We start from the raw sequence: 26,317 nt of genomic DNA, 5'->3' as shown, positions 1-26,317 counted from the left end.
CCTGATTAGATTGCGGGCACCTTAAACTGGGTTCCTTGAATATCTAACACTATGTCCCTTGGACGAATAGAGATAATTTTCAGCTTACCAGCAATCATATCCCCTTCTTGTAACTCTGCACCGTCTACATTCAGCCATCTCTGGGCGGGGTCGCTGGAATAAACATGAGCAACGATATTAAATTCAGGCACTTGTAATTGCAGACCTGCAGGTAATTGGCCGTATTTCGGAATTTCATCCACAGCAGTTTTGGGGATAGGATCTAATTTAGCTTCAGTGACATTCGTCTCTGCAGCATTAACATATTCCACATCCTTTAATGCATTTTGAAAGGAAGCCACTAACTTATCTTCATCGCGACTTTTATTGGTCTCTAAACCGACATCTTCCGCCGCGGCACTGACTTGCTGACGCAGGGCTTCAAGACTCGCTAGACCCGACTCATTGGCATTAGCACCTAACATCATAGGCTGCTGTGCTTGCGTCTCTGCTGGCACAACCGCTTCCTGACTTGCCGCATCGACTTGGGCTGACGTCGACATATAATCTGCGTAGCTTGAATCACTAAAACCCGAATTGCTATCACTTTGAGCCGGCATACCAACAGAATTGGTCGTTATATTCGCGCTAGCATTCATTTCAGGCGCATTTGATACTACAGATACCGTTAGCTCGGGTAAAGTCTGCGTCCGAGGAAGCGCCACTTTCCCAGCAAGCCGAACACCTGAAGCAGCACTGGGCTCAACTTGGAGCTCAGAGGCAGATCCTACCGCGGTAGACTGAAGCTCATTTTTAATCCCAGTCGAAGGTGGCAATGATGAAATTGATGGCAGTACATTAGCCACTGCCACAGTATCACTATGGGGAAGTCGAGTTTTATTCCAAACGCTTAATCCCCAAGCCACACCAATTCCAGCGGCAACTGCAACGACTAATAAAGACAGTTTTCCTATCGGCACACCCGATTTACGTGGCTGTGGATAATTCGCCCTTGGCGTCATCACAGCATCAGGTAACGGTGATTGTTGCTGTTGTTTATTGCGGGTTACGGCATCGAGTAAAATGGACATCAGCTGCGCGCCCCATCATCAGTTAACCGTGGGCCTTGCTGACTTAAATACAAATTTAATCTCACTAATGTTTGATTCCCTGCAATACCATCGGCTTTTAATCCATGCTGACTTTGGAAGGTTTTAAGATCATTTTCCAATTGCACATCAAATTGATTAACCCGACGGGGGCTACGACCATTCACATGGGCTAACGCATTCTCTAACCACTGTAATTGACCAGGACTCGATTTTTGACTGATATCCATCATAGGCAAATTAGGTGCTTGCCATAATATTTCGAAGGTGCCACTGAAATGTTGATTAAACCAAGCTCTATCAACCCAAAGTTGTTGCTCACCCAGTTGCATCAGTAATTGTTCCCCCTCTACCGCAAGCACTGCACCATAAAAATCTTGTTGCTTGTCATCAACCAAATACACGACAGCCGGATAATTAAGCCGAGTCAGTGACATCCAGTTACCCTGCTGTTGATAGCAAGCTAATCCTTGCTCAACCGCCGATTGGCAAGCCGTCAAGCCTTTATAGGGCACTTTGCCCCACACGCTAAATAAACCTGCAAAAGCAGTATCGATATTGCGACTCTGATTAATCGCCTCGTTTAACAGACGTTGATTAGGATCGGGAATGGAAGTCTGACCGCTTGGTTGATTAGTCGGTTTTACTGACTTATCAGCGACGCCTTCACCACCCAAGGTTTGAGCATTTAATGACGCCACATTTGTTGGCACAGACTCAGTAACCAAATTGGACGCTGGCGCCGTATTGACTGACTTATCAGTAAATAACCAATAAGACACACCAAACGCAACACATAACGCTACAGCGGTTGCTGTCGGCCACAAATACCTATTTTGAGTCGGTTCTTCTTCACCTAATACTTCAGCCGCGGCTTGCCGCACCATATGATGATCGATGGGCACCCGCGATTGTGCATAGCCTGCCATCAGTGAACGTTCACATAAAAGGTTAATTAATCGAGGGATGCCGCCGCTGTATTTCTGCAAAACGTTAACGGCTTTACGGGTGAATAAAGGCTCAAACCGCCCAGCCACTTGCAAACGATGCAGCACATAGAGGGCGATTTCATCTTCATTGAGCGGCAATAAATGATAACGAGCCGTGATCCGCTGGGCTAACTGACGCAATTCTTGGCGCTTCAATAACAGCTGTAATTCCGGCTGACCGATTAAAATCACCTGCAGTAACTTCTTAGTGTCCGTCTCCAAATTAGTCAGAAGACGCAATTGCTCCAGCACCTCAGGACGTAAATGCTGTGCTTCATCGATAATGAGCACGGTATTACGACCTTTGCTGTGATTCGCCAATAAAAAACGGCTCAAGTGATCAGTCAATTGCTTGAGTGTAGGATTATCGCCGTAGGAAATCTTAAGCTCATCACAAAGTGTTGCGAGTAATTCAAGCTCAGTTAACGACGGATTAAGGATAAAAGCAGTATCGGTATTGTCGGGCAATTGCCCAAGTAAACAGCGAGATACTGTTGTTTTACCCGTGCCGACTTCCCCTGTTAACAACACAAAGCCGCCCGTTTCCCCTAACCCATAGGTTAAATGGGCTAACGCCTCTCTGTGCCTATCACTCAGAAACAAATAATGGGGATTGGGTGCAATTGAAAAAGGGTTATCGCTGAGTCCGTAAAAGGCCTTGTACATACCACCAATCATCCTAATTTAAAAATAACGCCCCACGTTAAAGCGTCCCAATGTTATTGTCAAAATATCTGCAACATCAATGTGACAGATAAGTGCGCAAATATCTCGCGACGACTTTATCCATCATCTTAATGAGCGTGATAAGCTATGTTCATGACACATTAGCCGAATCTTGCCTGTGAAAATATATCTCGTCGGCGGTGCTGTACGTGACAGCCTGCTCAATCTTCCCATTAAAGATAAAGATTACCTCGTCGTTGGAGCAACACCAGAACAAATGCTGCAACAGGGTTACCGCCAAGTGGGTAAAGATTTCCCCGTATTTCTACACCCCAAAAATCAACAAGAATATGCTTTAGCCCGAACCGAACGAAAAATTGGTCTGGGTTATGGTGGTTTTAGCTGCCACGCCAGCCCAGATGTGACTTTAGAGCAAGATTTGTTGCGCCGAGATCTAACCATCAATGCGATCGCCCAAGATGAAAAGGGCAACTTATATGATCCTTTTAATGGTATTGAGGATATTAACGCGCGCCTGTTACGCCATGTGTCGGATGCTTTCGTTGAAGATCCACTGCGAGTGTTACGCGTCGCCCGCTTTGCCGCAAGGTTTCATGCCTTAGGATTTCAAATTGCCGCAGAAACCCTGGCACTGATGCGTCAAATTAGCGCAAGCAATGAGCTTAGCGCTTTAACGGCGGAGCGAGTTTGGCAAGAAGTTGATAAAAGTTTAGGCGGACCTCACCCAGAGGTCTTTTTTGAGGTACTTCACCAATGTGGCGCACTCGAAGTCCTATTCCCTGAAATTCACGCCTTATTTGGCATACCTCAACCTGAAAAATGGCATCCTGAAATAGATACTGGCGTGCATACCTTAATGGTGCTAGCTCAAGCCGCACTGCTGACTGAGGATAAAAGCGTTCGGTTTGCCGCCCTAGTACATGATTTGGGCAAAGCACTGAGTCCAAAAGAGCATTTACCAAAGCATCACGGCCATGGCCAGAAAGGCTTGCCACTCATAAAAGCCCTCTGTACACGTTTACGAGTACCGAATGAGGCACGCGATCTGGCGTTACTCGTCAGCGACCAACATCAGAACGTCCATCAGGCATTCGAGCTCAGAGCCGAAACTATCATTAAAATATTCGATAAAGCTGACTTTTGGCGTAAACCAGAGCGCTTAACGCAACTTATATTAGCTTGCACCGCAGATATGCGCGGCCGCACAGGATTTGAAAACATCCCATATCCTCAGGGAGAGTATTTAACTCAGTGCTTCACTGTCGCCAATAATGTCGATATTGCCGCCATCATTGCCACTGGTTTCCAAGGCGCAGAGATAAAACAAGCCTTAAATTTACATCGAGTTGAAGCCGTCAGTCAGTTTAAACAAAAAATGCAAACAAAACTGCCGATGGACAACCATTAATTTGTAAAGGATTTGTAAGTCGTGCATCACTGCATGGTGAATAATGCCCCTTTTTACGATTAGAAATGTCGATATCACATAGAAAAAAAGCTTTTAAAAAAAATTTATATGCCTATAGTGGTTAAACACATTAATATTCGTAGCAAATTAAAATAGCTATGTCATAATTAGGCAGTTTCGCTTACAAAGTAACGAAACATTCAAATCCAACCTATTTTAAGGGATTTTTTACAATGAACAAAAAAGTACTGATGATTGCTGGTTTAGCAATGACTGCCCTACTAGGTGGTTGCGCGAACACTACTGCTCTGGAAGAAAGCGTTGCAACTCTGGGCAACAAAGTTGATCAATTGTCAGCTGATGTTGGTTCTCTGAAATCAGAGCAAAGCAAACTGTCTGCAGACGTTAAAGATGCAAAAGCAGCATCTATGGACGCACAAGCAGAAGCTAAACGCGCAAACGACCGTTTAGACAACGTTGCTTCTCGTTACAAGAAGTAATGAAAGGTAATTTAGCTTACTATTTAGTAAGTTAAGACAAAAGGCTTAAGAAAGATGAAAGCGATAAGCACATCAATCTAAGCCTTTTTTTATACCTACAATTCAAGATTGCCATGCAAAGAATAGCGAATGCGGCAATACAAAATCGCTAAATTGATTTTAAACTTCCAAAGGCATGTTAAAGGCGATTCGCCTACCTCCCCCCCTAAAAGTTAGCCTTGGCATACTTCTGTATAAACGAGTGCTATCCCTCTTTTAAATAAAGTCGCGTTATTAATCTAAACTTCTCGTTTGCGTTTTTAAGCATCCCTAACAATCAGCCTCATTTATCATAAAAAATGTATTCATGGGAAATGAAAGCTATTAATTTAAAGCACAGCTATAGATAAAAAAATCGAGGCTATATGGGAAACAAAGGCAATAAGAAGGTTGTATTTGTCACTGAACAAATAGGCCTAAAGTTAAAAATAATAACACCTTCAGCCTATCCAACATAAAAATTACATAAAAACGTCAAACAGAATCATAGACTTGAGTAATATAGCCTTTTAAAACATCAAAAAACCATCTAGCTAAGCCTATGAATTGTTTTAAAATTAACCGCATCGACTGCAAGTTTTAACCTATAGCGATTCACTCACGCGTTTATGTGCTAAGACTAATACATAGTCAATTTCTAGCGACTCAAAATGATTAGCTTGAATATCGTGTTTCATCTTGTCAGTTGCACGCCACGCATAGGGTGCCATATCCAATAACGTTAATGCCTGTTCACCTGTAACTGATAAAGTAAAGCGCAGTGACTGAGTTTCTTTTACCAATAATGCTGAGGGTAAATTCACTTGGAAAGGTTTTTCAGCCAAGTCGGAATAAATATATTCTCTGAGTTGCCATAGATGTCGTGGCCCAGGCATAACCAGTAACATGGTCCCATCATCTTTCAATACCCTGACAGACTCTTTTCCCTTTAACGGCCTATCAATAACAGTAATAAAATCCACACAATTATCGGCGAAGGGTAATTTTTTAGAAGAGCTTAAACACAAGATCCCAGGAGTCTGCGCTTTTGCTGCAGCAAAAATAGCATTTTCTGCGTCCGCTACACCCACGTACTGGACGTTTCGCGGATTTTCGACCTCTGCCAACTTGGAAGCTAAAGCACGCAAATAGAAGCCCTCAGCGCATTCATAATCCAATAAACAAGCGTCTGGCTTGATAAAGCCGGTGATTAACTCAGCCAGTTTATCGATTAAAGGCGAAAAGATGCCTGATTCGAGAAGAAAACGCTTAGCCCTAACTTGCTCACGCGAATCCCCTGTCGGCTTTTGGCGTTGTGGTTTAGTAAAAACCCAATAACCTTGCTCATTTCGATCAAAGTGATGCTTATTTGCACAATAAAAACCTTGGGAGGCTTTGTGTTGTTTTAACGCAAGTCCGCAGGTTGGACACTGATATTCGAGACCCATATAAAGCTCCAAAAATAAGTTAAGCTTCAGAAAAATGAGGAAGCTCCAAAAACAAAAATCGGGTACTTGACCCGATTCTATTATTCATAATTTCACTATGATGACTAAACTGGAATGACTACAAAAAAATAAATCCACACAACACAGCACCCAGTGCCAAACGGTAAATAACAAACGGGGTCATTCCCATGCGACTGATGATTTTCAAGAAATAATGAATACATGCATAAGCTGCAACAAAGGAAATCAAAGTGCCTAAGATCAATGCTTGATAATCAATTGGCAGCGCGCTTTCCGCCAAATCTTTACCCACTAAAATTGCCGCGCCTAAGCTCACAGGCACTGACATTAAGAATGAAAAACGAGCCGCAGCATCTCGACTCAAACCTAGCATTAGCGCCGCTGTCATAGTGGCGCCAGAACGTGAAGTTCCAGGGATTAAAGCAAGCGCCTGCGCGAAACCAATTAACAAAGCTTTGCGCCATCCAGTCTGATAGATTGTTAAATCGCGGCGCGACATCTTATCCGCCCACCACAACAATAAACCAAAAACGACTGTCGTAACCGCAATAACCTCTGTATTACGCAGGTGAGTTGCAATAAAATCCTTAGCCATAAAACCAAAAAATACAGCGGGTAACGTCGCCAGAATAATCCACCATGCCAGCTTGCTGTCTTCGGATTGCTGACCTTTAAAAATGCTTGCAACCCAAGCATTAAACATAGTCCATAACTCGTGTCTAAAATAAATCACCACAGCAAATAACGACCCCGTATTCACCGCCACGTCGAATGACAAACCTTGATCTTCCCAGCCTAAAAGCTGAGCAGGCAGAATTAAGTGGGCAGAACTAGAAATAGGTAAAAACTCAGTTAGCCCTTGAATAAGCGCTAAAATAATGACCTGAAACGTATCCATGACAATCCTATCAATAAATTAAAACGTCAGCCCTTGGGGCCATTCAAACATCACAGGCCAAAGTCGCTGTGACTCTTTATCATACTCTTGCCACAAACTGGCATAGCTTTTATCAACCACGGGATGAATCAATTCCGGCGCTAACTCGGCTAATGGCCATAGCACAAAGGCATTATTAACTATCTCTGCACGGGGGAGCGCAACGGGCGTTTCACATACCACATAGTCATAAAGCAGCAGGTCTAAATCTAAAGTTCTTGGGCTAAATTTCTTCGCCCCGACAAGCCGGCCGTGATTCTGCTCGATTTGCTTAAACTGCGCAACTACCGCCGCGATATTAAGATCAGTTTCAGCACTAGCAACCATATTCAAAAAGTTAGTGCCACTAAAACCTACCGCTTCACTTTCATACATAGATGAGAGACGCAGTGGCCCAAAACACGCTCGCAGCGATATTAATCCCGCTTGCAGATGTTGTTCAGGCTCGATATTACTACCTAGACTGATATAAATACGTGCCATGCAATGTCCAATTTATCTGAAGATAAACATGATTTCTTAATCAACAGTCGAGTTGATCAAACTCTTATCTAACGTGAACGCTCTATCTCAACGCCAACAGACGCGGCAGTGGCTACTGCCCCCGGCTTCATCACGACAACTTTCACCCAAGTCACGTTAAATTCTTGAAGTAAACAATCCGCTACGCGCTCGGCAACCGTTTCGATTAACTCGATTGGATGCTCAGTAATAAGTTCTGTTAATCGATTGGAAACTGTCTCATAGCAAAGCGCATATTGATAATCGTCTGTCGCGGCGGCAGGTTTGTTATCCCACGCCATATCTAAATCTAGCAACAGGCTTTGATGGATTGTCTTTTCCCACTCATAGACACCAATCACAGTATCAACGCGTAATTGCCGTATAAGTACTTTATCCATGCTTTCTCCAACTAACTTACTACTATGAGGTCTGATAAGCTAAAAGCGATCCTAGCTGTATAATCCGCAATCTTCTGACAGATAACTAATTTGCTTTCTACTCGAGCCAATCCACAGTAGGATAACGCCCTAAAAGGATTTGCTCATTCAGAAAATATCTCAACCTCAAATGGGCGAGTTATTCCACAAACCTATAGCGGGATTGACAACTGAGTCAGCTTTTTAAATTGTTGCGCGATAATACCTTAAGACGCGTAAGGAAACCAATGTGAGTCCATTAACACTGACACTTTTGATGATTTTGGCCGCCTATTTGGCAGGTTCAATCTCGAGTGCTGTGCTGGTTTGTAGAATGAGGGGTTTACCCGATCCAAGATTACAGGGTTCAGGTAATCCGGGAGCCACCAATGTACTGCGAATTGGCGGCGCGAGTTCGGCTGCCATGGTGTTGTTTTTTGACATGCTCAAAGGCGCCCTACCATCTTATTTAGCCTATCTGATGGGCATAGATGCAGTCTCACTCGGACTTATCGCTATCGCCGCCTGCCTTGGGCATATTTATCCCATATTTTTTGGATTTAAGGGGGGGAAAGGTGTCGCAACAGCTTTTGGTGCTATGGCTCCCATTGGCGATGATTTAGCCATTTGCTTAATGGCATCTTGGATAGTCCTACTCTTAATTAGCCGCTACTCGTCCCTTGCAGCCATTCTGACCGCCTTACTTGCACCACTTTATACTTGGTGGTTAGACGACAGATTTACCATTCCCGTTGCCATGCTATCGACGCTTATCATTATTCGTCATAAAGACAATATCCAACGGCTACTTAAAGGTGAAGAGTCCAAAGTTTCACGTAAAAAAACGCCTAAAAAATCTTAATGTGACAACATTATCCCAATAAAAAACTGCGCTATAAGCGCAGTTTTTTGTCTCAACATAACCTATCAACATCAAAGGCGTTTTACGCCACCGGTGGCAAGGTATCTAACGGCCATCTTGGCTGACCTTTTACCGCCAAATCTTCGTGCTGCCCCGCTTTTAAACGCTGCAATCCTGCAAAGGCAATCATGGCGCCGTTATCGGTACAAAACTCACCACGGGGATAAAATACTTGTCCACCAAGCGAGCTCATCATTTCAGCCAAGGTTTCTCTTAAGCGCGTATTCGCACTCACGCCACCAGCGATCACTAAGCGGTTATAGCCTGTTTGCTTCAATGCACGGCGACATTTAATCGCTAGCGTATCAACCACAGCTTCTTCAAAAGCACGCGCAATATTGGCTCGAGTCTGTTCATCCTTAGGTTCGGCAGCAATGGTATTAGCGGTAAAGGTTTTTAGACCCGAAAAGCTAAAATCGAGTCCAGGCCTATCGGTCATAGGCCGCGGAAACTTATAACCTGCTGGTAAACCTTTAGCAGCAAGCTTTGCTAAACGCGGACCGCCGGGGTAATCCAAGCCCATTAACTTAGCTGTTTTATCAAACGCTTCACCCGCAGCATCATCAACAGACTCGCCTAATACTTCATAGCGGCCAATTCCATCGACTTTAACCAACATAGAATGGCCACCAGAGACCAATAAGGCCACAAATGGGAACTCGGGCGCGTCATCTTCAAGCATAGGCGCCAGTAGATGTCCTTCCATATGATGCACACCAATAGCAGGCTTGTCCCAAGCAAACGCCAGTGACCGCCCCACGCAGGCGCCAACAAGCAAAGCACCAATCAAACCTGGGCCCTTGGTATAGGCAATCCCATCGAGATCAGCAATTTCAGTATTCGCATCTTTCAGCGCTTGACGAATAAGCGGCACAATTTTGCGTACATGGTCACGCGACGCCAACTCAGGCACCACACCACCATAGTCAGCATGCAGCTTAACCTGACTGTATAAAGTGTGCGATAATAAGCCCAGTTCATCGTCATAGACGGCGATACCTGTCTCGTCACAGGATGTTTCAATACCTAAAACCCGCATGGTGTCTCATCAATTGCTAACTAAAGGGCGCCAATTCTACCTGCAAGCGCTCGATTACTCCAGTCGCGCAGGCCATATTGAGTCCACTATAGGACTGAGCTCAGTTTTAGGGCTTTACAAGCCTAGGTGTCTCGGTATAAAATTCCGCACCATTTTAAATAGACTTGGTTCGAGCAATTGAACCAGAACAACCTACACCTAAGGGGTGATGGCGTATGCCAATTATTAAAGTACGTGAAAACGAACCATTCGACGTAGCTCTGCGTCGTTTCAAGCGCTCTTGTGAAAAAGCTGGTATTTTAGCCGACGTGCGTGCTCGTGAATTCTACGAGAAGCCAACTACTGCACGTAAGCGCGCAAAAGCAGCTGCAGTTAAACGTTTAGCTAAGAAGCTTTCTCGCGAAAACGCACGTCGCGTACGTTTATATTAATCTCATATGAGCCTAATTGATCAGCTAAAAGACCATATGAAACAGGCCATGATCGCCAAAGAGAAGGCGCGCTTGAGCACTATTCGTATGGCATTAGCCGCCATCAAGCAGATTGAAGTGGATACCCGCGAATCTCTGACTGATGAACAGGTTATAGCGGTCTTAACCAAAATGGTGAAACAACGTCGTGACTCGATTGCTCAATTTGAAGCAGCGGGTCGTAACGAGTTGGCCGACGTGGAAGCAGCAGAGATTCAAGTTATTGAAGCTTTCCTGCCTACCCCTCTTACAGAGGCGGAAATCGCGGCGCTCATCGATGCAACTATTGTAGAAGTAGGTGCATCCGCCATGGCGGATATGGGCAAAGTAATGGGAGCATTGAAATCTAAAGTGCAAGGACGTGCAGACATGGGCGCTATCGGCGCTATGATCCGTGCTAAATTGCAATAATTAGCGTTTCACTGTATGAACAAGCCGTGCCTATGCGCGGCTTGTTTGTTTAAATTCGCGCAAGGCGGGATTTTAAGCACTCAATGGCAATACCTCGTGATTTTATCAATGAGCTAATCGCTCGCACTGACATAGTCGAACTTATCGATCGTAAGGTGCCCTTGAAAAAGGCGGGTAAGAACTACTCGGCCTGTTGTCCTTTTCATAGCGAAAAATCACCTTCGTTTACCGTCAGCCGTGATAAACAGTTCTATCATTGCTTTGGCTGCGGTGCTCACGGCAACGCCATCGATTTTGTGATGGAGTATGACCGACTCGATTTTATTGATGCCATTGAAGATTTGGCGGGTCAGCTTGGATTAGAGGTTCCTAGAGAACAAGGCACAGGCAAACGACATGATGACGGTTTAAGCCGTGACTTATATCAACTCATGGAAGAAGCGAGCCTTTACTTTCAAAACCAACTTAGACAACACCAAGATAAACAAAAAGTTATCGATTATCTTGCCTATCGCGGTTTATCCGATGATGTAGTAAAACATTTTGGTATTGGCTTTGCGCCAGACGGTTGGGATGGCTTATTGGGCCGCTATCGTCAGAATCAAGATGCGCAGGATAAGTTATTGACTGCGGGGATGTTAATTAGCAACGACAGTGGGAAACGTTACGACAGATTTCGTGACCGCCTCATGTTTCCTATCCGCGACAGGCGCGGACGAGTCATTGGTTTTGGTGGCAGAGTTTTAGGTGATGGCACACCCAAATACTTGAATTCTCCAGAAACGCCCATATTTCATAAGGGCAATGAGCTTTATGGTCTCTATGAACTAAAGCAGCGCTATCGCGATCCAGACAAAGTACTGATCGTTGAAGGCTATATGGATGTGGTGGCATTGGCGCAATTTGGCGTCGATTATGCTGTCGCATCATTAGGCACCTCGACCACAGCAGAGCAATTTCAGCTTTTGCTGCGCAGCGCTAAAGAAGTGATTTGCTGTTACGACGGCGACAGAGCAGGTACTGAAGCGGCATGGCGCGCCTTAGAAACAGCATTGCCATTATTAAAGCCGGGCGATCAAGTGCGATTTATGTTCCTGCCTCAGGCCGAAGATCCTGATTCTATGGTTCGTAAAATTGGTAAAGATGCATTTGAAACCTTAATGGACTCTGCCATTGCACTACCCGAGTTTCTATTTGACACGTTAGCGACAAAATACGGTACAGATAAAGGCAACTTAGCGAAACAAGCTTTTATCTTAATTGAAAAAATTCAAGACACTGTGCTGCAAAATTTACTGCTTGAGAACTTAGCTCACAAGTTAGGAATGAACAGCTCAGAAGATATGAAAAAGAAGCTAGGCTTTAGCGTGAAACAAGCTAAACCAATGGCAAGTAAAGGATTAAAAGGACGCGGTACACCATTGCGACTCGCCATCGCACTGTTAGTACAACATCCTAAACTGGGTATGGGTTTACCCCCACAACCCGCACTCGCCCACTTGCAGATGCCAGGCATAGAATTGCTGCCACTGTTATTGGAGATGACTCGAGAGCAAACGTTAAACAGCGCACAACTACTTGAACAATTCAGAGAGCACCCCTACAGCGGCACTCTCCATAAATTGGCCCAATGGGACCATCAAGTGGCGGATGAAAACTTGCTCGAAAAGTTTAAACAAACCCTGGTTTGGTTGAACAATCAATATATTGAACAACGATATCAGGAATTGAGTCTAAAGCAGACTCATACAAAAGAAGAGAAGATGCAGCTCTCGAAGCTGATCTCAGTCATGAAAGGGTTAAACTGAGGCAAAAATGTCCTCATTCGCTACCCCAGTGACTAGCACAGACATGTGCACACGGCTATAATTGACGATTTGCGCGGCACTTGGCTTATGCTAAGTGTCCGTCGTTGTAACAGTTTCCCAACTTGGATGATATCTATGGATCATACTCCGCAGTCGCAACTTAAGCTGTTGCTTGCCAAAGGTAAAGAGCAAGGTTACTTAACCTATGCAGAAGTGAACGATCACTTACCTGCAGACATGGTCGATTCTGACCAGATCGAAGATATTATCCAGATGATAAATGACATGGGTATCCGGGTGTTCGAAGAAGCCCCCGATGCCGATGACATGATGATGTCGGAAGACAACACAGACGAAGATGCAGCAGAAGAAGCCGCCGCAGCACTGGCAACAGTAGAAAGCGAACTTGGCCGCACAACCGATCCCGTACGCATGTACATGCGTGAAATGGGTACCGTTGAGCTTCTGACCCGCGAAGGCGAAATTGTTATCGCCAAACGCATCGAAGAAGGCATCAACACAGTTCAAAGTTCAGTCGCCGAATACCCACAAGCGATCGCTATGATCCTTGAGCAATTCGACCAATTTGAAGCCGACGAACTGCGCTTATCTGATATTATCTCTGGATTTGTAAACCCGGACGAAGATGACGTCGCCCCGACCGCCACTCACATCGGCTCAGAATTATCTGAGGAAGAACTGGACGATGAAGATGACGAAGAGGATGACGATGACAGCGAAGATGAAGAAGAAGGCAACAAAGGGCCTGATCCTGAAGAAGCTCGTGAAAGATTCGGTCAACTCAGAGCCGCTTACGAAAGCGCACTGAAAATTATCGAAGCTAAGGGCCGTGAACACCCAGAATCGGTAAAAGCCCTCTTCGAAATCGGCGAAATTTTCAAAGAATTCCGCTTAGTGCCTAAGCAGTTTGACCGTTTAGTCAAAAGCATGCGCACTATGATGGACCGCGTGCGTGTTCAAGAACGTTTAGTATTAAAACTGTGCGTTGAACAAGCCAAAATGCCGAAGAAAAACTTCGTCAAATTCTTCACTGGCAACGAAACCAACCTCGATTGGTTCAACACTGAGAAAGCCTCAACGAAGCCTTATGCCGAAGGCCTAAGAATGGTTGAAGATGACGTCATTCGTTGTCGCAGTAAACTTGCAGCAGTAGAAGAAGAAACTGGCTTAGCGATTTCTGCCATAAAAGACATCAACCGTCGTATGTCAATCGGTGAAGCCAAAGCACGCCGTGCGAAGAAAGAAATGGTTGAAGCGAACTTACGTCTGGTAATTTCTATCGCGAAGAAATACACCAACCGTGGTCTGCAATTCTTGGACTTAATCCAAGAAGGTAACATTGGCTTAATGAAAGCCGTGGATAAATTCGAATACCGTCGTGGTTACAAATTTTCGACCTATGCAACTTGGTGGATCCGTCAGGCGATTACCCGTTCTATCGCCGACCAAGCGCGCACAATTCGTATTCCAGTACACATGATCGAAACGATCAACAAGCTGAACCGTATCTCTCGCCAAATGCTACAGGAAATGGGCCGTGAGCCTTCACCTGAAGAACTGGCTGAGCGTATGATGATGCCGGAAGATAAGATCCGTAAGGTACTGAAAATAGCTAAAGAACCTATCTCCATGGAAACCCCAATCGGTGACGATGAAGATTCGCATTTAGGTGATTTTATCGAGGATACAACCCTCGAATTACCACTGGATTCTGCGACCAGCGAAAGCTTGAAAAACGCCACTCACGAAGTGTTAGCAGGTCTAACCGCCCGTGAAGCGAAAGTACTGCGTATGCGTTTTGGTATCGATATGAACACTGACCACACACTTGAAGAAGTGGGTAAACAGTTCGACGTGACCCGTGAACGTATTCGTCAGATTGAAGCTAAGGCACTGCGCAAACTGCGTCACCCTTCACGCTCAGAAATCTTAAAATCATTCCTAGATGAATAGGCCGTTATAAACCTAAAGTCATCTAAGTAAGATCTGAAGCCCTGCCCATGCAGGGCTTTTTATTACCTTTTCAACACCAATATCTGCATAAGCACGGCATAGAAGCATTAAATTTAAGCGACGATAGCGTTTAAGTTGATTAACAGATAAGCAATTGAATCAGTTGCGTGAATTTCCAGCCAAAACACGGGTGACAAGCGTAACTAAGCTTAGTATACTTCCTCCCGCTTCAGGTAATGACGATTACCTTAAGTCGGCCCCTTAGCTCAGTTGGTTAGAGCACACGACTCATAATCGTTAGGTCCACGGTTCAAGTCCGTGAGGGGCCACCACCCGATTCAACGAAAAAGCCCATTGATTCAATGGGCTTTTTTGTATCTAAAAACTGATCTCCGCTAGTTATCACACAATATCCGTGTATTTACACATTCCCCTCGCTGAACTGTTTTAAATTTTTAGCCTATTCGATGTTATTTAAATATCCATAAAAATAGGCTCTTTGATAAGTGTTAAGCAGCTACACAATCAAAGAGCCTATTTAAAATCAATGAGCTAATTCCACAAATATCTGAGTGCTAGGTTTTTAACTTGCCTAACTGCTCATGTTGCTGCTTCACTAAGTTTGCTAAAACTACACTGCTTTGCTGTGCTTCACCCGCAAGACGCGCAAGTTCAGAAGCCGAATCAGAAATGCCTGTAATATTGCGATTAACCTCTTCAGTCACCGCGCTCTGCTCTTCTGCTGCTGCCGCGATATGGGTCACTTGGCCCGAAATTTCTTCAATCTGACTCACCATAGAGTTCAATGAGTTCAGCGCTTGCTCAGTTTGAGATACGGCCATTTGTGCCCGTTCAGCGCCTTTATCTATGATGCCAGAAGCACTTTGAACTTCTTTTTGCAGTGCATCGATAAGAGTACTAATATCATTCGTCGAGCTTTGAGTCTTAGATGCCAGCGCACGGACTTCGTCCGCCACCACAGCAAAACCCCGTCCTTGTTCACCCGCCCTCGCCGCCTCAATCGCCGCATTTAGTGCCAGCAGGTTTGTTTGTGCGGCAATAGAGCTGATCACCTCAAGAATACGGCTAATATTCATACTGCTGTCTGCGACTTTACTCACGGCCAGCTTAGCTTCCATTGACTCTTTAGACATAGTCGCCACAAAGCCCATCGCCTTAGTCAGACTTTCTTCACTGTGACGAATGTTGCGTGACATAGCTTCTGTTTCTGCAGCAGTTTGCTCAGACGCCTTAGCAACCTCAAGTGCGGTGGCACTCATTTGGTTTACGGCCGTTACCACACTCTCAATTTCACCATATTGACGATTGACACTATCACGCGTGAGCTGGGCAATTTTCGCTGAAGCTTGGCTTTCTTCCTGAGAACGACTCGCGAGGGTTTTAAGCTCGGCAATCAAGTTTTTCAGTTTATAAATAAAGGAGTTGAAACCTTTTGCTAACGCAATCAACTCTGCATGGGAGTCCACTTCTATTGATTGCGTTAAATCGCCATCAGCGCTTGCCAAGTGTTCTACACGGCCTTGGATCATCTTTAAGGGTGAAATAATGCTACGGATCACTAGGCTAATCGTAATCACAGCAGCAATCGACACGACAACACCGACCATGAGCAACAAACTCCCCAAGGAAGTTGCCATTTCATCCATATCATTATTCAACACAATCGAACTCTTGTACGCCTGCGCAGTCGGCACTTGGATCACTAAGGACCACTCGGCATTCGCTAAAGGGATCTTAATTGGGTAGGCAACAATAATTTCATCATCGTTAACCATGTAACCCGAGTTCTTATGTAACGAGATGATTTGTGAAGCAATAGCTGGATTTATTGACTCAGCTAAAGGGCGTGCCTTTTTACTGTAATGACTTGCTGCAACCACTAAACCGCGGGTACTTAATAAGGTCACTTTTGCTTGCCCATCGTAGAGGCTCTTAGATAACTTATCGATAAGGGTTTGAAAGACGGGTAAGTTTAAATCAACACCGACCACACCGATAAACTGTTTACGCTTAAGCACAGGCACAGTTAGCGAGGTCATTAATGCTTTATTACCGGGAGTGATTTCGTATAAATACGGCTCCATTAGACAGGGCTTTAAGGTTTCTTTACCGCATAAATACCATTCTGCATCACGGATCCCAAATTCATTTAGGCTAGTAAGGTATTTTTCTGACGAATCTTCAACCTGTTGATGTGCAACAGTGCCATTGTCATCACGGGTATAGTAAACCTCTAGGGCACCTGATGTCGTGACACTGTGGCTGGAATTAATATTCAGAAACTCAGTATCGAGCCCATCATAACCATTAGGTTCAAACTGGGCATACATGGAGGAAACTTGCGCATTTTTCTTAAGCACAGCCGCCACAGTGAGTTCTAAACGATCACGCTTTAAGGGAAGTTCTTCTGCCGTACTCTCCACCATACCGGCAAAAGAGTAAGGAATACGATAGGCTTCGTTAATAAATCCAGCGACCATTTCGCCATATTCACCAGCGCGGGCTTCGAGTTTATCCCGCGTTTCAGTTTGTAGGGTATTTTGAACTTGATCCGATAATTGCGCGTTTTGAGCCGACAGTGTCCACCATAAACTGATAGATAAAATAGCCACTATCGATAAAAATAATGCTGATGTAATCCACAACAACTTAGTACTGATGGACAAATGCTTCATCTAGTAAACTCCCAAGAGAACGACAATAGCGTAATTATTTTGATCTACTTTATTTTTATACTTTCTATACAGCATTAAAAATAGCACTTAGGGTAAGAATTACCAGTACTTAAGATAAAGAGTTGTCAATGGAATGTAAAACTTTTGAATGACTAAATCAAAAAAGGCCAAATTCAAATAAATAAATTCAGCCTTTAATATCAAACACTATTCTTGATTGAGTCTAGGATTAGCGTCCCCACAACCAAGCGGCGCCACGCACTCCCGATGAAGCACCATAATAATTTTTAACAACGGGAGTGTGGCACTCTCGGCCGACCACATATAGCGGCAAAATTTTTGGTAATTCGGTGTAAATAGCATCAATGTTAGACACACCGCCGCCAAGGACGATAACATCAGGATCCATCATATTGATCACATGGGCCAATGAACGGGCTAAACGGTCAATAAAACGGTTAAATGCTTGAGTTGCCAGCGGATCTCCCGCTTGCATCATTTGGGCAATTTCAATACCGCTGTCAGCAACACCGCCCGCAGCGCGAAAGTCGCGAACAAAGCCTGTTCCAGATATAAACGTTTCGATACAGTCTCTATTACCACAAAAACACGTCGTGGTATTAAATTCATCTGCTTTCATCCACGGTAAAGGATTATGACCCCACTCACCACCAATACCATTGCCACCATCATGTACTTGGCCTTTGATGGCGATACCAGCACCACATCCAGTTCCAATAATGGCACCAAATACAACTGACTTTCCTGCGGCAGCGCCATCTACCGCTTCTGATACGGCAAAACAGTTCGCATCATTAGCAATTTTTACTTTACGATTTAATCGAGTCCCCAGATCCACATCAAGTGGATGACCATTGATCCAAGTTGAATTAGCGTTTTTTACTAGGCCAGTAAAAGGAGAAACAACCCCAGGAATACCTATTCCGATAGTGGCGGTTTGCTGCAGGCTGTCTTCGACTTCAGTTACCAATGCAACCAAAGCATTGACTGTCGCAACATATTCTCTCGGCGTCGGGATGCGTTTACGAAAGACTTCGTTACCATCGCTATCTAATGCGACTACCTCGATTTTTGTGCCACCAAGATCGATACCAATTCGTAACATTCATATACTCCGTTTAAATATATTTAACGCAAAGCGGTGCATTAACAACCTGATGCATATCTGCAACTGTAGAGACGCTGCTAAGTAGAACTTTTCGTTTTAAAGTGATCTACATTAGAATTTCCAAGCGCACTATGCCTGTTGGACAAACAGCAATCAACCTCAATGTATTTAAATACACCATAGCGCATAACCGCACATGCCATTATCTGCTTATCCGATAGTACTGCGAATGTTCCTTGATTTATCCGCAGCAGAAAAACTTGGATAGAACTGTCCCCACTTAAATCCACCTTAAAATTGATAAGGTCATTTGTAACAAAGTCTGTTTTTGCCTATGTCTGCCATTGGTTTGAATTGGTTATCGCCTTATACTTTTGAGCTCAAATATTAAAACAACAATGTTGGAAGCAAGCGATATGACTATTGGGACTGCTCCGGTAAGTAAAACACATTCATTTATGACTGTGTCTCTTATCGAATTATGGGAACGCTTTGGTTATTACGGCATGCAAGCGCTGATTGTGTACTTTATGGTGCAGCGCCTTGGCTTTGATGACTCACGTGCAAACTTAGTATGGAGTGCCTGTGCGGCACTTATTTATGTATCACCGGCAATTGGTGGCTGGGTTGGGGATAAAATCCTCGGCACCAAACGCACTATGCTGCTCGGTGCGGGGATCCTCTCTCTGGGTTATGCGCTAATGGCCATACCCACTGAAAATACGTGGTTTATGTTTTCAGCGCTCGGCGTGATTGTGGTCGGTAACGGCCTATTCAAGCCGAATGCGGGTAACTTAGTCCGTAAGATTTACGAAGGTGACGATTCTAAAATCGACAGTGCGTTTACCATCTATTACATGGCGGTAAACGTGGGTTCGACCTTCTCTATGTTGCTCACGCCTTGGATTAAAGATTACGTTAACGCCCAATATGGCAACGAATTTGGCTGGCACGCGGCCTTTGCTGTGTGCTGTGTCGGTATATTGGTGGGGTTAGGTAACTATGCACTCATGCGTAAGAGTCTAGTCCATTACGGTTCTGAGCCAGATACTCGCCCTGTGAACAAGAAAAACCTCGCGATTGTATTGGGTCTATCCGCATTGTCGGTTGTCGCTTCAGCCATTATTCTTGAATACGAAGCTGTTGCGCGCGTCTTCGTTTATGCAGCAGGCGTAGCCGTATTGGCAATCTTCTTCCACTTGATCCGCACCAGCGAAACCAGTGAAAGAGCTGGACTGATTGCAGCACTGATCCTTACGGTGCAAACCGTGTTCTTCTTTATTTTCTATCAACAAATGTCAACGTCACTCGCGCTGTTTGCCCTGCGTAACGTGGATTGGGATTTTCAAGTTTTTGGTACCCACTTGTGGACTTGGTCACCTGCCCAGTTCCAAGCATTAAATCCATTATGGATTATGGTATTAAGTCCAGTACTCGCATGGAGCTATTCGTGGGCTGGACGCAATGATAAAGACTTTTCTATCGCGGCGAAGTTTGCCCTCGGTTTTGCCGTTGTGGCGATAGGCTTCTTTATCTATGGCTTTGCGGGCCAATTTGCAGTCAATGGTAAAACCTCTTCATGGATCATGATCTGGGGCTATGCCTCTTACTCTTTAGGGGAATTGCTGGTGAGTGGTCTTGGACTTGCCATGATTGCTCGCTACGTACCTGCACGCATGGGCGGTTTTATGATGGGTGCCTATTTCGTCGCATCAGGTATTTCACAGTATCTGGGCGGTGTAGTTGCTAACTTCGCCAGTGTACCCAAGGATTTAGTCGACCCACTGCAAACCTTACCCGTATACACAAGTCTGTTTAATAAACTAGGTATAGCCGCTGTGGTCTGTACCTTTATCGCACTTGCGGTATTACCTCTGATGCGTCGCCTGACTGAGACTCACCATTCACATAACAATGCTGCTGATCATGATCTTAATGAAAGTGCTGCAGCATCGCTACGGGATGTGAAAGCCGAGCAGTAATACTCGACTGACAATAGCGATTTTTCTATTGCATAACATTAACTGCCGATAGCCCTGCTATCGGCAGTTTTTTTATCACTTCATTCAACATCGTTTATACACTTATATTGCTACTCATAACCAAATGAACTTTAGCAAAAGTCATCAATCCCACTGTGACTGGCTTAGCACTGAGTTGCTGAGAATAAGAACTTCAGTTCCACATTATCGGCCCTCACACGCGGATGACTTCAGCCGCTCAATTTGTTACAAAGCGAGTACACACTCAGTTGTATGGCGCTGCTCAAGTGCAAACTCAAATTGACATGACTAATGAAATAACGAAGGGTAAAGAGTTAGCGGTTCAAGCTTGAGAAGCACGGAACTTAGCCCCATATCAATAACACTGAATACCTTTTATTCATCAAGGCTGAGCCGTTAACGCTTTATCTTAGCAATGAGCCTAGCAACAACAAAACGCCTAACACTGTTAGCGCCTCTTGTTGTTGCTAGCAAAAACGGCAGTCACTTGGAGACACTATGTCACAACAGACATCAATATTGGCCGATATTCCCTTCTCGCTATTGGAACTCGCGCCTATGCGCCAAGGCTCGACTGTGGGTGAAACGCTGCACAACAGTTTGCAGTATGCCAAGGAAGCCGACAGACTCGGCTTTAATCGTTTTTGGTTTGCCGAACACCATAATATGCCCGGTATCGCTAGCGCGGCGACCTCGGTATTAATTGGCTATATTGCTGGCAATACTCAGCGTATTCGCGTCGGCGCGGGTGGGATTATGCTGCCAAACCATGCGCCTTTAGTGGTCGCCGAACAGTTCGGTACCCTTGAAAGCTTATATCCTGGTCGAATCGATTTAGGACTAGGCCGTGCGCCCGGCAGCGATCAAATTACCAGCCGAGCACTGAACCGTGATACCAGTCGCGCCGAACAATTCCCTGAAGAAGTCAGTGAATTACAAACTCTACTTGGCCCTTACAATGGTCGTCATGCGGTGCGAGCGATTCCCGGAGAAGGTACTAATGTGCCAATTTGGTTATTGGGCTCGAGTCTCTTTAGCGCACAGTTAGCGGCGCAGCGCGGTTTGCCCTATGTGTTTGCGGGCCACTTTGCCCCACGTTTTCTCTACGATGCGATTGAAATCTATCGCCGCGACTTTAAACCTTCTCAAGTGCTTGATAAACCCTATGTGATGCTTGGCTTACCGTTAGTTGCCGCCGATACAGATGAAGAGGCGCAATATTTGGGCACGACCTCAAAACAGCGCGTGCTGGCACTTATCCGTGGTCACGAGTTATGGCTAAAGCCACCAGTTGATACTATGGATGGCTTATGGAGTGCGCAAGAAGAAACCTATGTCGATAACTTCTTAGGTTTATCAGTTACTGGTGGCCCAGCGACGATTAAGCATCGTTTGGAAATGATCGTCAAAGAACTCGGCGTGAATGAGTTTATCTTCACCAATGACTTGTATGATCTTGATAAACGCAAAAAAGCATTACAGATCCTAATGGAGATTAAAAAGTGGTGATTCATTTAACTAATGAGTGCTGAAAGTCACTGGCAGTAAAAACAGCCAATTCCAAAACAATCGCCCCCAATAAAAATCCCGCCGAAGCGGGATTTTTATTATGCAAAACTGTCATCTAAAACCGTTTTATATCAAAGCAATATTAGCTTTTCAGTACGGCATTAAAGCTGGCGCTAAGAATACCAAGGCCTGCATCAATTTGTGCATCCGGCGCCGTTAATGGCACCAAAATGCGCAGCACATTACCGTAAGTACCGCAGGATAATAAAATCAATCCACGGTCACGGGCATCGCTCAACACTTGCGCGCAATAGTGCGGCGCAGGTTTACCTTCTTCCATCAATTCAATGGCGATCATAGCGCCTAAACCACGCACATCGGCGATTTGCGCATGTTCGACCTGCATTACATTCAGGGCAGACTTAATGCGCTCACCAATGGCATTGGCCCTTTCTAGCAACTTTTCTTCTTCAAACACTTCAATGACAGCAAGCGCAGCGGCGCACGCTAACGGATTACCACCATAAGTACCGCCAAGACCACCGGGACCCACTGCATCCATGACTTGGGCGCGGCCGGTAATACCTGAGAGTGGAAAACCACCCGCAATAGATTTGGCAAAGGTCGTGATATCTGCAGCAACACCCATTTGCTCCATAGCGAAGAAAGTGCCAGTACGGCCCGCGCCTGTTTGCACTTCATCGGCGATCAGCATAATGCCTTCACGGTCGCATAGTGCGCGTAAACGTTGCATAAAGGCGGGCGATGCGGCGTAAAAACCGCCCTCGCCCTGCACTGGCTCTAAAATAATGGCGGCGATATCACTCGGCTCGGCATCATTTTTAAAGATACGTTCAATCGAGGCCATAGCATCATCATCGGACACGCCATGCATTTCGCACGGGAACTCAGCGCGGAACACATTCGCCGACATCAGTCCCATACCTTTACTGTAAGGCGCGACTTTTCCGGTCAATGCCAAAGCCGCAATAGTGCGACCATGGTAGCCCGAGGTAAACGCAATCACGCCAGCACGTTTGGTATAGGCACGCGCCACTTTAACTGCGTTTTCAACCGCTTCTGAACCACTAGTGAATAGTGCCGTCTTCTTGGCAAAATCCCCAGGAACCAGTTGATTGAGCTTTTCACATACTTGGATATAGCTCTCGTAGCCGAGCACCATAAAACAAGTGTGGGAGAAATTATCCAGCTGAGCCGCAACCGCCGCCTTCACTTTAGGGTGAAGATGACCGGTATTAAGCACAGCAATGCCGCCCGCAAAATCGATAAACTCGCGACCTTCAACATCCCACACAGTCGCATTTTCGGCGCGGGCGGTAAAAATAGGGTGAATTTGCCCGACACCACCCGCAACTGCGGCTTGGCGACGTGCCATCAATGAATCATTGGTTGTTGTCATTTAGTCTTCCTCACTCGCCAAATCGGACCGTATTAAACGGACATGCAGATGTATTTGATTTCTAGATATTCTTCGATACCGAACTTAGAGCCTTCACGGCCAAGCCCTGAAGATTTCATCCCACCAAAGGGCGCGACTTCCGTCGAAATCAAGCCAGTGTTGACCCCAACCATGCCGTACTCCAAGGCTTCGGCGACTTTCCACACCAATGAAATATCGCGACCATAGAAATAGGCGGCGAGGCCAAATTCAGTATCATTAGCTTGTTTAATCACATCGTCGACATCGCTGAATTTAAACAGCGGCGCGAGTGGACCAAAGGTTTCTTCGCGGGCAACAAGCATGCTTTTATCGACATTGGTGAGCACGGTTGGCTCGAAGAAATTACCGCCAAGATCATGAACTTTGCCGCCCGCGAGCACAGAGGCGCCTTTGGCGATAGCATCGATAAGGTGACTCTGCACTTTTTCGACTGCGGCAGCATTGATCAACGGGCCCGTAGTGATGCCCTCGTTGATGCCCTCTCCAACCTTAAGCTTGCCAACAGCAGTGCTAAGTTTTAAGGCAAACTCGTCGTATACACCGTCTTGCACATAAATGCGGTTAGCGCAGACGCAGGTTTGTCCGGCATTACGATATTTAGCTATCATGGCGCCTTCGACAGCGGCATCGATATTGGCATCGTTAAATACGATAAATGGTGCATTGCCGCCAAGCTCTAGCGACAGTTTTTTTAAGGTAGGCGCACATTGCGCCATTAATTTAATACCGATATTGGTTGAGCCAGTGAAAGACAGCTTACGCACTATCGGGTTGCTGCACATTTCATTACCAATCTGCACCGCATCACCCGTTAACACACTAAATACGCCCGCAGGAATACCGGCACGCTTAGCAAGTTCAGCCATCGCTAATGCGGTAAAGGGTGTTTGGTGCGCAGGTTTTACCACCATAGTGCAACCCGCAGCTAACGCTGGAGCGGCTTTGCGGGTGATCATCGCGGCAGGAAAGTTCCACGGCGTAATCGCGGCGGTTACGCCGACAGGCTGCTTAATTACCATCAAGCGCTTATCTACTTGATGCCCAGGAATGGTATCGCCATAAATACGTTTCGCTTCTTCGGCAAACCACTCGATAAACGAAGCGGCATAGGTTACTTCACCTTTCGCTTCTGCCAGCGGTTTACCCTGCTCAGTCGTCATGAGCAATGCTAAGTCATCACTGTTTTCATTGAGTAATTCAAACCAACGCCTTAACTTAGCGCCGCGCTCTTTGGCTGTGAGCGCTCGCCATGCAGGTAAAGCCGCTTCTGCCGCCTTAATCGCCATTTCAGTTTCAACTTGTCCCATATTAGGAACGTAGCCAATTACGGCATTGGTTGCGGGATTAAACACCTTTAGCGTGTCACCAGAAACGGCATCACACCATTGACCATTAATAAAAGACTGTTGACGTAGCAAACTCGGATCATTTAATTGCACAAGGATTTCCTCGTATTGTGAAGCTACCTAGCTTCTTAAAAGTGATGATGTTAGAGACCTAGTTTGTCTCTTAACGTGTAATACCAAGCTCCGATAGCACTAAAAGGGACGCGAAGTGCGTGACCGCCGGGGAAAGGATAATGTGGCAATGCAGCGAAGGCATCGAAGCGCGTGGCTTGGCCGTTAAGCATTTCAGCCAGTAACTTGCCTGCCAGATGGGTATAAGTGACACCGTGACCACTACACCCCTGTGAATAATAGATGTTCTTACCAATACGACCGACCTGTGGCAGGCGCGACAGCGTCAGTAGGAAGTTACCCGTCCACGCATAATCGATCTTCACATCTTTTAATTGCGGGAAGGTTTTGAGCATGTTAGGAATAATGATCGATTTGATATCCGCCGGATCGCGGGCGCCATACACTACGCCGCCGCCGTAAATCATCCGCTTGTCACCAGACAGACGGAAATAATCGAGCAGATAGTTACAATCTTCGACGCAGTAATCCTGTGGTAATAAGCTCGCAGCCAGATCGGCACTCAAAGGCTCTGTGGTAATCACTTGCGTGCCGCAGGGCATAGATTTCGCCTGCAGCTCAGGCATTAACTTACCTAAATAGGCGTTACCCGCCACCACCACAAACTTGGCTTTCACACTGCCCTGCGCCGTATGCACAACAGGGCTATCGCCCTCATCGACACTCAGCACTGCTGAGTCTTCATAAATCTTACCGCCGAGGGATTCGACCGCGCGCGCTTCGCCAAGAGCTAAATTAAGCGGGTGAATATGGCCACCGCTTTTATCCAGTAGACCACCGACATAACGCTCAGTATTTACCACACCGCGAATACCTTTAGCATCGAGAAGTTCGAGCTGATTAACATGGCCGTGGCTTTCCCACAGTTGTTTTTGATGGCGTAAATGGCCCATTTGCTTTTCGTTCATCGCGGCAAACACGCCGCCATCTTTTAGATCGCATTGAATATTATACTTAGCAATACGATCGCGGATGATTTGCCCGCCCTCAAAGGCCATTTGGCCAAAGAGTTTACCTTGTTCTTTACCGACTGTTTTTTCAATAGTATCAATGTCACGGCTATAACTATTAACGATTTGTCCGCCATTACGGCCCGAGGCGCCCCAGCCAATGCGAGCGGCTTCTAACACCACCACACTCATGCCCGATTCTAATAAATGCAGCGCGGCAGAAAGGCCTGTATAACCTGCGCCAATCACACAAACATCGGCTTCAATCGATTCCTGTAGACGCGGACGTTCAACCTTATCGTTGGCCGATGCCGCATAATATGATCCAGCGTGAGCTATGGCAGACATGTTGTTCCCTTGAATTCTAATGTTCATTATTTTAAACAGCCATCACATCCTACACCTTCATAAAACGAAACACTAGCCAGAAAAGCGCAATAATTTACATTT

General features: G+C 45.5%; 21 protein-coding genes and 1 tRNA gene. 10 read left to right on the top strand and 12 right to left on the bottom strand.

Translation table 11 applies throughout. The features are described 5' to 3' along the window. Positions 1-5: 5 nt before the first annotated feature. Positions 6-1,070 carry a general secretion pathway protein GspB gene (locus KFE26_RS06650; RefSeq protein WP_212599966.1) on the bottom strand — a complete coding sequence of 355 codons (1,065 nt, stop codon included), beginning with the start codon at positions 1,068-1,070 and terminating at the stop codon, positions 6-8. Next, positions 1,070-2,743 carry an ExeA family protein gene (locus KFE26_RS06645; RefSeq protein ID WP_168823468.1) on the bottom strand — a complete coding sequence of 558 codons (1,674 nt, stop codon included), beginning with the start codon at positions 2,741-2,743 and terminating at the stop codon, positions 1,070-1,072. The genes KFE26_RS06650 and KFE26_RS06645 overlap by 1 nt, the downstream gene beginning before the upstream one ends. Before the next feature lie 178 nt (positions 2,744-2,921). On the opposite strand from KFE26_RS06645, the gene KFE26_RS06640 reads away from it, so the two are divergent. Both KFE26_RS06640 and KFE26_RS06635 read left to right on the top strand, forming a co-directional pair. Then, on the top strand, positions 2,922-4,172 hold the full coding sequence (locus KFE26_RS06640; protein WP_212599965.1) for a multifunctional CCA addition/repair protein: 1,251 nt from the start codon (positions 2,922-2,924) through the stop codon (positions 4,170-4,172). A gap of 233 nt (positions 4,173-4,405) precedes the next feature. Then, on the top strand, positions 4,406-4,672 hold the full coding sequence (locus KFE26_RS06635) for an Lpp/OprI family alanine-zipper lipoprotein (RefSeq protein ID WP_006080732.1): 267 nt from the start codon (positions 4,406-4,408) through the stop codon (positions 4,670-4,672). A 623-nt stretch (positions 4,673-5,295) separates the two neighbouring features. On the opposite strand, the gene KFE26_RS06630 is transcribed toward KFE26_RS06635, so the two are convergent. The 4 genes from KFE26_RS06630 to folB all read right to left on the bottom strand — a co-directional run bounded on the left by KFE26_RS06630 (position 5,296) and on the right by folB (position 7,998). Continuing rightward, positions 5,296-6,138, bottom strand: a complete 843-nt coding sequence (locus KFE26_RS06630; protein WP_212599964.1) for a putative RNA methyltransferase — start codon at positions 6,136-6,138, stop codon at positions 5,296-5,298. A 118-nt stretch (positions 6,139-6,256) separates the two neighbouring features. Continuing rightward, positions 6,257-7,057 carry an undecaprenyl-diphosphate phosphatase gene (locus tag KFE26_RS06625; protein ID WP_173246178.1) on the bottom strand — a complete coding sequence of 267 codons (801 nt, stop codon included), beginning with the start codon at positions 7,055-7,057 and terminating at the stop codon, positions 6,257-6,259. 18 nt (positions 7,058-7,075) lie between these two features. Then, on the bottom strand, positions 7,076-7,579 hold the full coding sequence (gene folK, locus KFE26_RS06620; protein ID WP_212599963.1) for a 2-amino-4-hydroxy-6-hydroxymethyldihydropteridine diphosphokinase: 504 nt from the start codon (positions 7,577-7,579) through the stop codon (positions 7,076-7,078). A 68-nt stretch (positions 7,580-7,647) separates the two neighbouring features. Continuing rightward, positions 7,648-7,998: a dihydroneopterin aldolase gene (gene folB, locus KFE26_RS06615; protein WP_105249889.1), complete on the bottom strand. Its 351-nt coding sequence runs from the start codon at positions 7,996-7,998 to the stop codon at positions 7,648-7,650. A 268-nt stretch (positions 7,999-8,266) separates the two neighbouring features. On the opposite strand from folB, the gene plsY reads away from it, so the two are divergent. Then, positions 8,267-8,878, top strand: coding sequence for a glycerol-3-phosphate 1-O-acyltransferase PlsY (plsY, locus tag KFE26_RS06610; RefSeq protein WP_212599962.1), 612 nt, complete (start codon positions 8,267-8,269; stop codon positions 8,876-8,878). 82 nt (positions 8,879-8,960) lie between these two features. On the opposite strand, the gene tsaD is transcribed toward plsY, so the two are convergent. Continuing rightward, positions 8,961-9,977, bottom strand: a complete 1,017-nt coding sequence (gene tsaD, locus KFE26_RS06605) for a tRNA (adenosine(37)-N6)-threonylcarbamoyltransferase complex transferase subunit TsaD (RefSeq protein ID WP_198573915.1) — start codon at positions 9,975-9,977, stop codon at positions 8,961-8,963. Positions 9,978-10,192: 215 nt separating this feature from the next. Here tsaD and rpsU point away from each other — a divergent pair, with 215 nt between their 5' ends. The 5 genes from rpsU (at position 10,193) to KFE26_RS06580 (ending at position 14,972) form a co-directional block, all read left to right on the top strand. After that, positions 10,193-10,408 carry a 30S ribosomal protein S21 gene (gene rpsU / locus KFE26_RS06600; protein WP_006080725.1) on the top strand — a complete coding sequence of 72 codons (216 nt, stop codon included), beginning with the start codon at positions 10,193-10,195 and terminating at the stop codon, positions 10,406-10,408. 6 nt (positions 10,409-10,414) lie between these two features. After that, complete coding sequence (locus tag KFE26_RS06595) at positions 10,415-10,858, top strand: GatB/YqeY domain-containing protein (protein WP_028760869.1); 444 nt, start codon at positions 10,415-10,417, stop codon at positions 10,856-10,858. Between the two features lie 83 nt (positions 10,859-10,941). Further along, positions 10,942-12,666, top strand: a complete 1,725-nt coding sequence (dnaG, locus tag KFE26_RS06590; protein WP_212599961.1) for a DNA primase — start codon at positions 10,942-10,944, stop codon at positions 12,664-12,666. A gap of 135 nt (positions 12,667-12,801) precedes the next feature. Further along, positions 12,802-14,640 carry an RNA polymerase sigma factor RpoD gene (rpoD, locus tag KFE26_RS06585; protein WP_131523063.1) on the top strand — a complete coding sequence of 613 codons (1,839 nt, stop codon included), beginning with the start codon at positions 12,802-12,804 and terminating at the stop codon, positions 14,638-14,640. Positions 14,641-14,895: 255 nt separating this feature from the next. Next, positions 14,896-14,972: transfer RNA gene (locus KFE26_RS06580), tRNA-Ile, on the top strand. A gap of 243 nt (positions 14,973-15,215) precedes the next feature. Here KFE26_RS06580 and KFE26_RS06575 read toward each other — a convergent pair. After that, positions 15,216-17,336 carry a methyl-accepting chemotaxis protein gene (locus tag KFE26_RS06575; protein WP_105249900.1) on the bottom strand — a complete coding sequence of 707 codons (2,121 nt, stop codon included), beginning with the start codon at positions 17,334-17,336 and terminating at the stop codon, positions 15,216-15,218. Between the two features lie 229 nt (positions 17,337-17,565). Continuing rightward, a complete protein-coding gene (gene mak, locus KFE26_RS06570) occupies positions 17,566-18,462 on the bottom strand; it encodes a fructokinase (protein ID WP_028760873.1) in 897 nt (298 codons plus the stop codon). 419 nt (positions 18,463-18,881) lie between these two features. Here mak and KFE26_RS06565 point away from each other — a divergent pair, with 419 nt between their 5' ends. Both KFE26_RS06565 and KFE26_RS06560 read left to right on the top strand, forming a co-directional pair. Then, on the top strand, positions 18,882-20,447 hold the full coding sequence (locus KFE26_RS06565) for a peptide MFS transporter (RefSeq protein WP_212599960.1): 1,566 nt from the start codon (positions 18,882-18,884) through the stop codon (positions 20,445-20,447). A gap of 519 nt (positions 20,448-20,966) precedes the next feature. Beyond that, entirely contained in the window at positions 20,967-21,977 is a 1,011-nt protein-coding gene (locus tag KFE26_RS06560) for an LLM class flavin-dependent oxidoreductase (protein ID WP_212599959.1), read from the top strand. A gap of 142 nt (positions 21,978-22,119) precedes the next feature. Here KFE26_RS06560 and gabT read toward each other — a convergent pair whose 3' ends face one another. The 3 genes from gabT to KFE26_RS06545 are packed head-to-tail and all read right to left on the bottom strand — an operon-like array spanning position 22,120 to position 26,215. Continuing rightward, on the bottom strand, positions 22,120-23,397 hold the full coding sequence (gene gabT, locus KFE26_RS06555; RefSeq protein ID WP_113941280.1) for a 4-aminobutyrate--2-oxoglutarate transaminase: 1,278 nt from the start codon (positions 23,395-23,397) through the stop codon (positions 22,120-22,122). A gap of 32 nt (positions 23,398-23,429) precedes the next feature. Then, positions 23,430-24,878 (bottom strand): NADP-dependent succinate-semialdehyde dehydrogenase, encoded by a 1,449-nt coding sequence (gabD, locus tag KFE26_RS06550; protein WP_212599958.1) that lies wholly within the window; start codon positions 24,876-24,878, stop codon positions 23,430-23,432. A gap of 50 nt (positions 24,879-24,928) precedes the next feature. After that, positions 24,929-26,215, bottom strand: coding sequence for an FAD-binding oxidoreductase (locus KFE26_RS06545; protein WP_212599957.1), 1,287 nt, complete (start codon positions 26,213-26,215; stop codon positions 24,929-24,931). Positions 26,216-26,317 lie beyond the last annotated feature (102 nt).

Source organism: Shewanella sp. M16 (assembly GCF_018224605.1).
Lineage (GTDB): Bacteria > Pseudomonadota > Gammaproteobacteria > Enterobacterales > Shewanellaceae > Shewanella > Shewanella oncorhynchi.
Note: the sequence above shows the minus strand (reverse complement) of the source record. Positions and strands in the feature narration are given on the sequence as shown.